14 protein-coding genes are annotated in these 13,087 nt (G+C 61.1%); 9 read left to right on the top strand and 5 right to left on the bottom strand.

Annotated elements, in window-relative coordinates; genetic code table 11:
- A partial coding sequence (locus tag B2344_RS03135; protein WP_290484649.1) for a DEAD/DEAH box helicase occupies positions 1–863 on the bottom strand: 863 nt, incomplete at its 3' end.
- A 118-nt stretch (positions 864–981) separates the two neighbouring features.
- On the opposite strand from B2344_RS03135, the gene B2344_RS03130 reads away from it, so the two are divergent.
- From B2344_RS03130 to B2344_RS03115, 4 genes are all read left to right on the top strand, one after another.
- Positions 982–2,295 carry a dicarboxylate/amino acid:cation symporter gene (locus B2344_RS03130; RefSeq protein WP_206991887.1) on the top strand — a complete coding sequence of 438 codons (1,314 nt, stop codon included), beginning with the start codon at positions 982–984 and terminating at the stop codon, positions 2,293–2,295.
- Between the two features lie 127 nt (positions 2,296–2,422).
- Complete coding sequence (locus B2344_RS03125; RefSeq protein WP_242517439.1) at positions 2,423–3,040, top strand: DUF937 domain-containing protein; 618 nt, start codon at positions 2,423–2,425, stop codon at positions 3,038–3,040.
- 38 nt (positions 3,041–3,078) lie between these two features.
- Positions 3,079–3,813 carry a phosphatase PAP2 family protein gene (locus B2344_RS03120; RefSeq protein WP_206991885.1) on the top strand — a complete coding sequence of 245 codons (735 nt, stop codon included), beginning with the start codon at positions 3,079–3,081 and terminating at the stop codon, positions 3,811–3,813.
- Positions 3,814–3,852: 39 nt separating this feature from the next.
- Positions 3,853–5,157: an MATE family efflux transporter gene (locus B2344_RS03115; RefSeq protein ID WP_034817499.1), complete on the top strand. Its 1,305-nt coding sequence runs from the start codon at positions 3,853–3,855 to the stop codon at positions 5,155–5,157.
- Here the strand turns inward: B2344_RS03115 and B2344_RS03110 are convergent.
- Positions 5,120–6,172, bottom strand: a complete 1,053-nt coding sequence (locus tag B2344_RS03110; protein ID WP_290482426.1) for a quinone-dependent dihydroorotate dehydrogenase — start codon at positions 6,170–6,172, stop codon at positions 5,120–5,122. The genes B2344_RS03115 and B2344_RS03110 overlap by 38 nt on opposite strands.
- A complete protein-coding gene (locus tag B2344_RS03105; RefSeq protein ID WP_034817726.1) occupies positions 6,159–6,515 on the bottom strand; it encodes a DUF952 domain-containing protein in 357 nt (118 codons plus the stop codon). The genes B2344_RS03110 and B2344_RS03105 overlap by 14 nt, the downstream gene beginning before the upstream one ends.
- Before the next feature lie 75 nt (positions 6,516–6,590).
- On the opposite strand from B2344_RS03105, the gene B2344_RS03100 reads away from it, so the two are divergent.
- On the top strand, positions 6,591–7,019 hold the full coding sequence (locus tag B2344_RS03100) for a DUF4112 domain-containing protein (RefSeq protein WP_084333537.1): 429 nt from the start codon (positions 6,591–6,593) through the stop codon (positions 7,017–7,019).
- Here the strand turns inward: B2344_RS03100 and B2344_RS03095 are convergent.
- Entirely contained in the window at positions 7,008–8,798 is a 1,791-nt protein-coding gene (locus tag B2344_RS03095) for a hypothetical protein (RefSeq protein ID WP_290484647.1), read from the bottom strand. The genes B2344_RS03100 and B2344_RS03095 overlap by 12 nt on opposite strands.
- Positions 8,799–9,014: 216 nt before the next feature.
- Between B2344_RS03095 and B2344_RS03090 the strand changes: the two genes are divergently transcribed.
- Positions 9,015–10,253 carry an argininosuccinate synthase gene (locus B2344_RS03090; protein WP_290484646.1) on the top strand — a complete coding sequence of 413 codons (1,239 nt, stop codon included), beginning with the start codon at positions 9,015–9,017 and terminating at the stop codon, positions 10,251–10,253.
- Here the strand turns inward: B2344_RS03090 and B2344_RS03085 are convergent.
- A complete protein-coding gene (locus tag B2344_RS03085) occupies positions 10,250–10,957 on the bottom strand; it encodes a hypothetical protein (RefSeq protein ID WP_290484645.1) in 708 nt (235 codons plus the stop codon). The genes B2344_RS03090 and B2344_RS03085 overlap by 4 nt on opposite strands.
- A 460-nt stretch (positions 10,958–11,417) precedes the next feature.
- Here B2344_RS03085 and B2344_RS03080 point away from each other — a divergent pair, with 460 nt between their 5' ends.
- The 3 genes from B2344_RS03080 to B2344_RS03070 all read left to right on the top strand — a co-directional run.
- Positions 11,418–11,912, top strand: coding sequence for a GNAT family N-acetyltransferase (locus B2344_RS03080; RefSeq protein WP_290484644.1), 495 nt, complete (start codon positions 11,418–11,420; stop codon positions 11,910–11,912).
- Positions 11,913–12,263: 351 nt separating this feature from the next.
- The gene (locus B2344_RS03075) at positions 12,264–12,818 is read left to right on the top strand and encodes a hypothetical protein (protein WP_206991879.1); all 555 of its coding nucleotides are present in this window, start codon (positions 12,264–12,266) and stop codon (positions 12,816–12,818) included.
- Positions 12,819–12,866: 48 nt separating this feature from the next.
- The coding region (locus B2344_RS03070) for an NAD(P)/FAD-dependent oxidoreductase (protein WP_290484643.1) at positions 12,867–13,087 on the top strand (221 nt) is incomplete at its 3' end.

The raw sequence follows: 13,087 nt of genomic DNA, 5'->3' as shown, positions 1-13,087 counted from the left end.
CCTTCAATGGTCAGCGCGCTCTCCGCAATATCCGTCGCCAGCACAATCTTGCGCATTCCTTCCGGCGCCGGTGACACGGCCGCATCCTGCTCTGCCGGGCTCAATGCGCCGAACAGAGGGGCCACGCGCACATTGTCAGGCACGGTCTCTAGCTGTTCGGCCGTTCGCTGGATTTCCCGCGCGCCGGGCAGGAAGGCGAGGATCGAGCCCTCCTCTTCGCGCAGCGCCTTGCGCACAGCAGCTGCCATACGGTCTTCGATCCGGTCCTGCGACCGGCCGAGATATTTCGACTCCACGGGATATTGCCGCCCCTGACTCTCCACGACCGGAGCCCCGAGCACGCTGGATACCTTTTCCGTATCGAGCGTGGCCGACATGATCAGGATTCTCAGATCGTCGCGCAAAGCGCCCTGGGCTTCCATCGCCAGCGTCAGTCCCAAATCCGAATTCAGCCTACGCTCGTGGAATTCGTCAAAGATCACCGCGCCGACGCCTGCCAATTCCGGGTCGGAAAGGATGCGCCGCGTGAACAGGCCATCCGTAATCACCTCCACCCGCGTCGCCGCAGACACTTTCCGGTCCACCCTTGTCGTCAGGCCGACCGACTGGCCGAGCTTCTCTCCAAGAAAATTTGCCATTTGCTGCGCCGCCATGCGCGCCGCAATGCGCCGTGGCTCCAGCATGATGATCTTGCCTTCAATGATGGGGGCTTCGCCGAGCAGGCCCGCCAGCGCCAGGGGCACGCGCGTCGTCTTGCCTGCGCCGGGCGGCGCCGCGAGCACAAGCCGCGCATGGTCGCGCAGGCCCGCGCAGATTTCGGCCAGCACATCATCAATCGGCAAGGAGGGCAGGGAAGACTGCATCCTGCCTGATAGGCTTTTCATCATCCGACTGGCAAGCTGCAGGAATGCGCACCGCGCGATTGCCTTCCCCGGCAGCGCGCCGTACCGTCGGGCGCTACAGACGGGGCAGGAGCAGCTTATGAAATGGTGGTTTGGCATTGATCTCTGGAAACGGGTGATCGCAGGTCTGGTTCTGGGCGCACTCGTCGGCCTTGGCCTTCGCTATGGGCTCGGCCCGGAAGCCGCCAGCGACAATGTCTCCACCTGGGCCAAGCCTATTGGCGATGCCTTCATCAACCTCATCAAGATGCTGGTTGTCCCGCTGATCTTCACCACGCTGCTGTCCGGCGTGCTGGCCATGGGTGATCCCAAAAAGCTCGGCAGCCTCGGCGGGCGCGCCCTGCTCATGTATATGGGCACCACGGTCATTGCCGTCAGTTTCGGCCTGCTCATGGGCACGTTGATCCAGCCCGGCGCAGGCTTTGACCTCTCGATTGCCTCAGCGGCTGACATTGCCGAGGCTAAAGCCCGGCTCGATGCAAACCCGCAACCGGGCAGCATCGGCGAACAGCTGATGAATACGCTGCTCTCCATCATCCCGACCAATCCGGTCGCAGCCTTGACCAATGGCGACGTGCTGCAGATCATCTTCTTCGCCATCATGCTCGGCATCGGCATCCTGATGACGGGCGAAGCCGGCAAGCCACTCGCCAATGTCATCAACAGCGCGGCTGAAGCCGTCATGAAGCTGACGCTGATCGTCATGGAAACAGCACCATTCGGCGTCTTCGCCCTGATGGCCTGGGTGCTTGGCGAGCGCGGCCTCGACATTCTTGTCTTCCTCGGCAAGCTGACGCTCACCCATTATCTCGCCTGTATCCTGCACATCTTGATCACATATGGCCTGATCATTCGGGGCGGCTTGCGCCTGCCCCTGATCCCCTTCTTCCGCGGCGCGGTCGACGCGCAGGCCGTCGCCTTCTCGACATCTTCCTCGAATGCCACACTGCCCATGACGATTTCCTGTGCGCGGGAAAACCTGGGCATTGGCAAGCCGGTCGCCTCTTCCGTCCTGCCGCTCGGCGCGACGATCAACATGGACGGCACCGCGCTCTATCAGGGTGTGATTGCCCTGTTTGCGGCCCAGGCCATGGGCACGCCCATGACGGCCGGCATGTATCTCACCATCATCCTGATGGCGACGCTCGTCTCGATCGGCACAGCCGGTATTCCCTCGGTCAGCCTGTTCCTCGCCGCCACTACGCTCAGCGTGATCGGGGCCACGCCGGAACAGATTGTCGTCGTGATTGCCGTCCTGTTCCCGTTCGACCGCATCCTCGACATGATGCGCACCGTCACCAATGTGACGGGCGATCTCACCGTTGCGACGGCGGTGGCGAAATGGGAGGGCGAACTGGACGAAGAAATCTTCCGCGCCCGCGACCCGGTATAGACTGCGCTTTTCAACCCAGCTGACATTCCCACCCGTCCAGTCATCTTGCGTTCAACAATCGATTGTTACGTATAACCCAAGTTAAATCTGAACGGAGACGGGAATGGCTGGGATCAACCTTTTTGACATGCTGACACAAACGAATAATGGCGCTGCCGTACAACAGGTAGGGCAGCAGACTGGCCTGCAGCCGGACATGGCGCAAGCGGCCATCAAGGCCCTGTTGCCAGCCATCGCCGGTGGTCTTCAGCGTAATGTCCAACAGCCCGGCGGGCTTCAATCCCTGCTCGGCGCGCTGCAGAACGGCCAGCATGAGCAATATCTCGACCAGCCGGAATCTCTGGCTCAACCGAACGCCATCGCCGATGGCAATGCCATTCTCGGCCATTTGCTCGGATCGAAAGACACCAGCCGAGCGGTCGCCGCGCAGGCTGCCCAGAAAACCGGCCTCAGCGAACAGGTCCTGAAATCCGTCTTGCCCATGGTTGCGTCCATGGCGATGGCCTCGCTTTCCAAGCAGACTAAGAAGCCTGACATGGCGGGCGCACTTGCCGGCATGTTGAGCGGCCAGCAGCCTCAACCTGCGCAAGGCGGTATCGGCGGATTGCTGGGCGGCCTTCTGGGAGGACAATCCAAGGCTCAGGCCCAGACCGGCGCGATGGGTATGCTCGGCGGCCTTCTCGATGCAGATGGCGACGGCAATGCCGTGGACGATATCTTCCAGATGGTGATGAACCGCCGCTAGGGCTTGGAACCGGATGATGTGTGAGGCATTCAAGCCTCATGCATTTTTCCCGAACGCAATGGCTGTGCGCCAGTCTCAGCCTGCTTGTATTCGCCGGTCTTGCCTTGGGCGAGGCCGGCCTCTGGCCGCTTGAGGCGTTTGATCGTGCCATCACGGACGCAGTGCCCGCCCTTCGCACCGAAACACTGAACCTGCTGATGCTCGCCGTCACGGCGCTCGGGAACACTCGCTTTCTTGTCTTCGTGGCCTTCACGACCGTGTTGGCCCTGCTGGCTGCAAAGGCGTGGCGCGAAGCCCTGCTCTTTGGCACGGCCTTCACACTGATGCCGCTCATCGTGAAATTTCTGAAGATGACGATCGCCCGTCCCCGACCCACAGTCGATCTCTATGGCGGCGTTGAATCCTTCAGCTTTCCGAGTGGGCATGCCACCAATTCAGCGCTCATCTATGGCGCATTGGCCCTGCTCGCGCTGGCCGTATTCCGCAAGCTTCCCGGCCGTCTACTCGCCTTGGCCTTTGGTGTGCTCGCCATCATGATCGCCGTCTCTCGAATCTATCTTGGTGCGCACTGGCCGAGCGACACGCTTGCCGGGCTGGCCCTCGCAAGCCTGATGCTGACATGCGTGTCGGCCATTCAGGACGAGCTGCGCCTGCCCGAAGCCGCACGTTTCGTGCCTGTTGTATTGATCCTGATCACCGCTGCCTTCCCGCTCTATCTCCTGATAGCGCTGCCTGAGGCGCGTGAACTCTATACAGCGCTGCACCCGGAATAGGCCTCGCCCCGATCCGGCAATCACGCTAAGCGGGCGGGCATGCTGACCCGCGGAAAAGTCATTTCCCTCGCCGTGCCGATCATTCTGGCGCAAGCCGCGACCGCCACGACGGGCGTCGTTGATACGGCCATCATGGGCCGGTTCGGGGACAAGGCAGATCTGGCTGCCGTCGCCATCGCGGCTGTGGCCTACAGTTTCATTTATTGGGGCTTCGGCTTTCTGCGCATGTCGACCACAGGCCTGACGGCGCAGGCCAATGGCCAGCACGACACAGCCGAATCCCGCGCCATCCTCCTGCGCGCACTCATGCTGGGTGGCGCGATCGGAGTGGCGCTTTTCCTGCTCTCTCCTCTTCTGAAGATAGGCACGTTCGCGGCCTTCGAAGGGACTCAGACCGTCGAGTCCCTTGCCAAGGGCTATTTCAATGCACGCATCTGGGGCGCGCCCGCATATCTGATGGGCCTCGCCGTCACCGGCTGGATGCTCGGCACTGGCAAGACCGGCCAGATGCTCGCCTTCCAGATCGTGATGAATGGCACCAATGCCGGGCTGGATGCCTGGTTCGTCGCAGGCCTCGATTGGGGGCCGACCGGGATTGGCGCAGGCACAGCCATCGCTGAATGGGTCGCGCTGATCTTCGGCCTTATCCTTGTCGCGCCTGCCTTCCGCGGCCATGCCCGCCTGCTGGACCGGGACAAGCTCACCGCGCTGTTTGCGGCCAATCGCGACATCATGATCCGCACATTGGCGCTGGTCTTCTGCTTTGCCTGGTTTGTCCGCTCCGGCACGCTGATCTCCACTGCGGTGACGGCCGGCAATGAAGTCCTGCTCCAGTTCATTACCGTCGCCGCCTTTGTATTGGACGGATTTGCCTTCGTGGCGGAGAAAGAAGCTGGCGAAGCCTATGGCGCGCGCGACGGCAAACGGCTTGCTCGGGCCATGCGCCTGACAACAGAGTTCGCGCTTGTCTCCGGCGCAGCGATCTCGCTGCTTTATCTTTTCGGCGGCGGTTGGGTGATCGAAACCTTCATTCGTGATCCAGAGGCGCGCGCCGCAACGCTGGCCTATCTTCCGTGGTGCGCCGCTGTCCCCCTGCTCGGCATCGCTGCGTGGCAGCTGGACGGGCTTTTCCTTGGCACGACCCAAGGCCGCGCCCTGCGGAATGCGGGAGTCATCTCAGCTGTGCTCTATCTCGGCGCCGACATGCTGCTGCGTCCGGCCTGGGGCAATACCGGTGTCTGGGCAGCTTTTCTGACAATGTATGTGTTTCGCGCGGCCGCCCTCGGCGCCTATGTGCCGCGCCTGTTCAGAGATCTTTCCCGACCGCATCAGCCAACGTCGTGAAACCGTCCGCCTGCAACAGGCGGACAAGTTCGCGATTGATCTGTTCGGCCAGACCGGGCCCTTCATAGATCATCGCAGAATAAAGCTGGACCGCATGGGCCCCTGCCCGAATCTTGCGATAGGCATCGGCCCCGCTGGCTATGCCGCCTGCCCCGATCAGATCAAACTCACCCTTCAGTTCACGCGCGAAACTTGCCAGCACGTCCGTGGAGGGATTCATGAGGGGCGCGCCAGATAGCCCCCCCGCCTCACCCTTGTCAGCACTCTTCAGTCTGTCCGGTCGCGCAATCGTCGTGTTGGAAACGATCAGGCCGGACAGCCATGCGCCCGGTCCGCGCACAACGCCGCAGATATCTGTAATGGCTTCCGGGTCGAGATCCGGCGCCACTTTCAGGAAGACTGGCTTGCCCGCACGCTCAGCCGCACCGCACGCCATCAGCAAAGCTTCGAGCGATGCCTTGTCCTGCAAGCCGCGCAGGCCCGGTGTGTTGGGCGAGGAAATATTGACCGTGATATAGTCCGCATGGGGCGCAACGGACTCGATGCCGCGCACATAATCCGCAATTCGGTCATCACTCTCCTTGTTCGCCCCGACATTCGCGCCGAGTGGCACGGCACCGGAATACACTTTGAGGTTCGCGACGAAATTGTCGAGACCTGCATTGTTGAACCCCATCCGGTTGATGACGGCCTTGTCAGCGCTGAGGCGAAACAGGCGCGGCTTCGGATTTCCCGCCTGGGGCTTCGGCGTGACGGTCCCGCACTCTACAAAGCCGAAGCCAAATTTCGACATGGCGGTCGGCACGTCGCAATTCTTGTCGAATCCCGCGGCAAGACCCACCGGCCCGGACAGGACGAGTCCTGATTTCGGCAGCTTAACTGCGAGCGTCGGATGGGTTGCCGGCGGATTGACCGGCACGCCCAGGCGCTCCTTCAGAAGACGGATCGTTGTTGTGTGCGCCGCTTCCGGCGGCAACAGCTTGATTACGGCAACGCCAAGATCAGTCAGGCTCATCATTCAAATCCTCTGGCATGAGCGGGGCGCCATTCTCTGCACGCGCAAGCCGCCAAACCGCATCGGCCTTGGCAATCTGCAACCGCCCGTAGAGGTGCGGGAACAATTGCCCACCCCGGCTCGTTTCCCATTTGAGTGGCGGCAAACGGTCCACGGGAAAGCGGACCAGCCGCACGTCCTTGAGACCCTTGAAATACTTGTCCGCCGTTTCGCCGACCTGCGCCGCCGTGGACAGATGCACATAACCATCGTCACGGTCCAGCGGCACATTGGTCACCCCGGAGGCCTCGGCAGCACGCCATTGGTCGTCGGTCAGCAATTTGTAGACATGCGTATCATCCATACGCGCCATTCAACAGGCTTTGACGCGCGGCGCAATATTGGGTCACTGTGACACTGGAATAAGGGGACAAATGACATGCCATCACGGATCAGCCAGGAAGAAGCAGAATCGCTGCACCTGCCCAATGGGCGCACTGTCGCCGACGAGATCGCCGGCTTCGACCGGTTCTCTGACTTAATGGATACGCGCTTCAGGATTGCCGGCGTGCCGTTTGGTCTCGATTCCCTGCTCGGCATTATCCCCGTCGCAGGCGATGCTGTCACTGGCGCAGCTGGCCTTTATGCCCTCGGCACCGCGGCCCGGCTGAAACTGCCCATCACGGCGCACATACACATTATCTGGAATCTGGTCGTCGACGTGGTCCTCGGCTCTGTCCCACTGGCGGGCGACGTATTCGACTTCTTCTTCCGGTCACACCGCAAGAATTTCCGCGTGGTGGAGAAACACCTGATCAAGCGCGCCAAGCGCCATCACAAGGACATGGCCAAACGCCTAGATGCTTGATTTGGACTCTTCACTCGCCCGCGAGATCAGCCACTCGCCCTTGCCCGACTCGCATGCCGCGAACCGCCCGCGCTCCTTGCCCGGAATGACATAGGAAATATCCCGGCACGTCAGGGCAACACTGCGATCCACCTGCGCCGTCACCGAACGCTGCACAGCATTATATTCGCTGACCGAATAACTCACCGTCTTCAGCACAGGCCGGCTCGCTTCGCGCATGGTCGTCTGCTCGACCGTGATCTCGATCTGGCCGCCTTGTGGCAACGCAATCGTGGAAACCGCGCCATCCTGCGCGGAGTTCACGATGGACAGGAATTCAGCCTGCAAGGTTTCGAGGGCCGCCGCGGATACGGGCGCATCAGCGGTGCGCTGCACCCGCTCGGCCATGAAGGCTTCGACCTTTTGAGAGGCTTGTTGAACCGGTTGCGGACGGTCAAAGGCGCGAACATGCGCGCCATTGGGCTTGAGGGCGGGCGGCGCAGCACGCTCGACGGGTGTCTGCGCAACCAGGACAAGGGGCTTTGACGGTTTCAGCGAGGCCGTGGTTGGCATTGGGCCACTATACGCTGCCCAGGTCGCCACGGGCTTGGCCTTGGGTGTGCGGACCAGCGGCTTGACCTGCGGCGTTGGCGCCACCGGCAAGCTGACCGCATTCGCCATCGACACATACTGAACCGGTGCGCGCAGCGCCTGCACTTCCGCAGCAGCCACCCGGCGCGCCTCGGCAAGACGGTCAGCTTCAATATTGGCGAGCCTCAGGGCTTCGGTCTCGGCATGCGCGATGCGGCGCGCTTCCAGTTCGGCAAGGCGCGTCGCCTCGGCGCGCGCAGCTGCAGCTTGCTCTGCATCCAGTTTGGCCTGGCGGATCGCTTCCATGCGCGCCACCCGTGCGGCTTCTTCCTCGGCAAGGCGGCGCTTCTCGGCAGTGGCATCTGCAAGCCGTGTCGCTTCGGCAAGACGCGCAAGGCGCTGTTCTTCGGCAAGCTGTTGCGCTTCCGCCTCGGCAATGGCCGCAGCCGCGCGGCGTTCTGCTTCAGCAGAGGCGGCCACAGCGGCAACGCGCTGGGCTTCACTATGCACTTCATTGCGTGCGGCAATGTCAGAGGCGATGGCCTTGTAGTCGAACCAGGGCTGGGCCGTGCCATCGGCGGGCGCGGAGGCGCTCGCCATAGCGAGTGCAGACGCCTGGCTGGACGTGATCCGCTGGCTGGTTGCCGCTTTCAGCGCGGCATGTGTTTCAGCAGCCGCGGCGGCATCCTCGTCGCCATCGACCCCGTCAGCGCCGTTCAGCGCATTGTCAGCCGCCATGAAAGACAGGCCCGCAAAGCCGAGCACGGCAAGACCCGCAAACATGATCTGCGACAGCTTGGCCATGCGCGCGCCCATGCCGGACGCATCATCGCCGTCTCCGCCGCCGAGGGTCAGACCATTCGACAGCGTGATCGCAGGCAATGCGCCGCCCATGGACGACACGGCCCGCATCAATATCGGCGTGACACGCATCTGCGGCTCGGCAACCGCATTCACAGGCCGTTTCGGCTTGGCCGCCCGCATCGGCGCGGGGCGGTTACGGCCTGCGTTCAGTGTCGGATAATGAATGCCGGATGTGATGGCCAGCGTGGACTGGGTCCGCACCGCGCGGCGCGCTTCAAGCCGGTCGCGGAAAGAGGCCTCCGCCACACTCTGGCGCGGCGCATCGGCGCGCGTATCCGTGCAGTCCAGGACGGCACGGCGAAGGGCTTCGGGAAGTACGGAAACGGGCTCGCGCCGATCTGTCATGTGCGTCTCAAGCATGACCCTATCTAACCCCCAGCTGCCTACCTTAACCTTAACGGCCCGACTATATCGCGTTAACCGGGATCAAACTATCCCTTCCGCCAAAGAGTCTTGTGAGACTCTCGTGAACGCCCGGTCCCCGCGCAACGCTTGTCAGCACGGGCTTTCCCTCCTATTGCATCCCCGCAATCAGCAGGTCCCCGAACAAGGTACAAATTCATGTCCGTTTCCGCTCCGAAAAAAGTCGTGCTCGCCTATTCCGGCGGCCTCGACACGTCCATCATCCTGAAATGGCTGCAGACGGAATTCGGCGCCGAAGTCGTCACCTTCACCGCAGACCTCGGCCAGGGCGAGGAGCTGGAGCCGGCCCGTGCCAAGGCGCTCGCCGCCGGGGTGAAGCCGGAGAACATCTTCATCGAAGACGTGCGCGAGGAATTCGTCCGCGACTTCGTCTTCCCGATGTTCCGCGCCAATGCCGTCTATGAAGGCGTCTATTTGCTCGGCACCTCGATTGCCCGCCCGCTGATCTCCAAGCGCCAGATCGAGATTGCCGACATGGTCGGCGCAGACGCGGTCTGTCATGGCGCAACCGGCAAGGGTAATGACCAGGTCCGCTTCGAGCTGGGCTATTATGGCCTGAACCCCGACATCAAGGTCATCGCTCCGTGGCGCGACTGGGATTTCAAATCCCGCACAGATTTGCTCGCCTTCGCCGAACAGCACGGCATCGAGATCACCAAGGACAAGCGCGGCGAGGCCCCCTTCTCCGTCGATGCGAACCTGCTGCACTCCTCCTCCGAAGGCAAAGTGCTGGAAGACCCGGCCGAGCCTGCGCCGGAATTCGTCCACATGCGGACGATTAGCCCGGAAGACGCCCCTGACGAAGCCGAGATCATCACGATCGGCTTTGAGCGCGGCGACGCCGTTTCCATCAATGGGGAAGAGATGTCCCCCGCCACGCTGCTCACCGCGCTGAACGCGTATGGCAAGAAGCACGGCATTGGCCGGCTGGACCTACTCGAAAACCGCTTTGTCGGCATGAAGTCGCGCGGCATCTATGAGACGCCCGGCGGCACCATCCTGCTGACGGCGCATCGCGGCATCGAACAGGCCACGCTCGACAAGGGCGCGGCCCATCTGAAAGACGAACTGATGCCGCGCTATGCGGAACTGATCTATAATGGCTTCTGGTGGAGCCCGGAGCGCGAAATGCTGCAGGCCGCCATCGACCATTCCCAGCGCTGGGTGACCGGCGAAGTGACGCTGAAACTCTACAAGGGCCAGGCCTACCTTACCGGCCGCTCCAGCCCCTATTCTCTGTACCGGGAAGACATCGTCACCTTCGAAGACGACCACGGCGCCTATGACCAGAAAGATGCCGAAGGCTTTATCAAGTTGAACGCGCTGCGCTTGCGGTTGCTGGCCGGGCGGGACCGGAAGTTCGGGAAGAACGACTAGTCTTCATAAATATCTGCGGCCAGCTCTAAGTGCTTTATCAGTCGTGATATCGCATCCCGGTTGATTTCCCCGAAAAATTCGACGCGGACCGTCGTATCCTTAGAAATGGGAAACTGGAGGACGTTGGCTGCGGTTGCCGTCTGGACAATTGACGCTTGAGGAACCGCCTTCGTTTCAACCGAGGCGCCCCCAATACCGTCTAGTGGGGGCTCGGACTCTTCAGGCTCAATTTCATCGTTATCTTCAGAACCCGTTGCATTTTTCAAATAGCGGATTGTCTCGAGATAACTTTTGGAAACGTTATCCGCGCCCGCATTCGTGAATCCAAATTTTCGGATGGCGATAGAACGGATAACAGCTTCGGACGGAGCACTCTCCCCAAATTCTCTAAGCAGTTCTGAAAACAGGTCTGGCTGGAAAGCAGCTTGCCTCAAACTATCAGTACGTTCCTTTTCAGTCAGTGGCTCCAGAATGGACAAAGCCAATGATGTCACTCTGATATTGTCCTCTCGGCCCTCAAGAAGACCAAACTGCTTTAACGCCCCCACGACCGCTAGTGCGCGTCCCGACCTAGAGCTGTAACCAAGCAATTCTATCACTGTTTCTGAATCAATCGCACTTTTGTGTGCGCCAGCATAAACTTCGCGTACAAGTTCGATCGCTTTTGGCAGAGAAACTTGCGGGTAAGATGGGCTTCTAGCCATTTATGTCTCCTTTGTGCTTCTTTTGATACTCCATTCAGGTCTATTTTGCACGATTATTTTTTCTTCTTATTTTTCAGTGTTTTATGTTTGTTATTTTGTACTATTTGTACCAATGCGGCGAATCGGACGGCTACACGCTGCGGGATGAATCGAGCTGACCTCAACAATGATACTACTTTAATGGCCGTTTACGCGGAGCCCATTCAAGCACATTTGTGCTATCGCTCTTGTAAAGATGGAGCGTTTCTGGCACGGTAACTTGATAGATTCGGAGCGTCGGAGGTCCAAACTCAGGCGCCGCCCCGCGGAAAGCCCTCCGCGGAACGACAAAATCCGAGTTTGCCCTGACTAGGTCGTCCGGATTCAAGCCCGGACGGCCTACGTTCCCATAAAATTCCTTTTTTTTCAAGGATAATCGGAAGCGCTGCAAAGTAGTGTTGCTGTGCGCCACATCCCCACCATGCCCATCCGTCCTTACACCCCCACTGACCTCCCTGCCCTCTACGCGATCAACCAAGCCTCGACGCCCGGTGTGGGGCATGAGGCAACGGCAGACGGCCTGAAGCGCTGGATTGATCTGGCCACTTGCCTCGTCGCGACAGATGAGGGCGGCGCGCCGCTTGGCTTCATCAATCTGATCGAGCCCGGCACGCTGGCCTATGAGAGCGCCAATCTCCGTTGGTTCGAAGCGTGGCAGGCAGAGCAAGGCTGCGACCTGCTCTATGTCGACCGCATTGCCATATCAGAGGCCGCGCGCGGACAGGGCCTCGGCCAACGCCTCTATGAGGCCGCCTTCGATATCGCCAGCGGCCGCCAATGGCTCGGCGCGGAAGTGAACACAGACCCGGACAATCCGGGCTCGCACAGATTCCACGCCCGTATGGGCTTCGTGCGCGTCGGCGAGAAGCGCTACACGCCGGACTATGCCGTCACCTATTATGCAAGGCCGGTCTGAGGCACGTCCCTTCCTGTCATCCCCGCCTCTCCGGCGCATGCCGGAGTCTCGCGCGGCTGGCTCAGCTTAGTTTCTGCAGGCGACCCCGGCATGCGCCGGGGATACGGTCTTTGTGAGCGAGAGGTTGCTCTTCGAGGGAGCACAAATCGCACGGCGATTTACCCGAGAAGGCCCAAGCGCAAACGCAGGGCTTGTGCTTGACCATGAGAGACCCGGATGGCCCGCGCCAGTTCGCCTTGCGCATGGGCCGTGACTTCTCGCGTCCCACTATTCCACTCACGCCAAACTTGACACAGGTCTCTTGACCATTCACTTTGCTTTTCAAAGTATTCTGCAAAAAGGAAACTTGTCATGGTCCGCACGCTCTCCCTCACCGCGGCGACCTTCGCCCTCGCCCTTGGTGCACTGGCGCAAGAGGCCGCCGCCCCTGCCCATCCGCTCACCCCATTCTATGGCACATGGGTGGGCACGGCGAGCGGCTATGACGAGGCCAGGCAGCCCTATACTGTCACACAGACAGAGCGTGTCGGTCTCATGCTGGACGGCGCGATCGCGGTGATCGAAGGGCGCGGCTATCGCGACGACGGCTCACTGGCCTTCAACGCCTTCGCTGTCGTGTCCTGTTCCGAAGACGCCGAGGCCTGCGACATGAACAGCTATCTGCCCGATCGAACCGGGTCTTTCAAACTGGTGCCAACCGAGACCGGGTTCATTTGGACCATCCCTGCTGGCCCGGAGGCCGAAGTCAAATATGTCGCGACCCTGGACGGTGATGTCTGGACCGAAATCGGCCACTACCATCCAGCCAGCGGAGACCCGATGGAAATATTCCGCATGGAAGTCACACGTACGGGCGATACAGACTGGCCCGCTGGCGGTGCTGTTCTCCCTCCGGCGACAGAGTAGACAGTTGCCTGCCTAGCCCGCGCAGTCCAAACCCGCTAAAGCCCGCGCATGCCAAATGCGCCGACATCCTATGAAACAATTGTCCTGGGCGCGGGCGCGGCGGGTCTGTTCCATGCGGGCCTTGCCGGTCAACGCGGACGGCGCGTATTGGTGATCGACCATGCAAAACGCCCCGCCGACAAGGTGCGCATCTCTGGCGGCGGACGCTGCAATTTCACCAATCTCGAAACGCGCGCCGACCGCTTTCTCAGCCAGAACCCGCATTTCGC

This window comes from Hyphomonas sp. UBA3195 (assembly GCF_002366485.1).
In the GTDB taxonomy this organism is placed as follows: Bacteria; Pseudomonadota; Alphaproteobacteria; order Caulobacterales; family Hyphomonadaceae; genus Hyphomonas.
The sequence above is the reverse complement of the archived record's forward strand: the minus strand, read 5'-3'. Positions and strand labels throughout refer to the sequence as shown.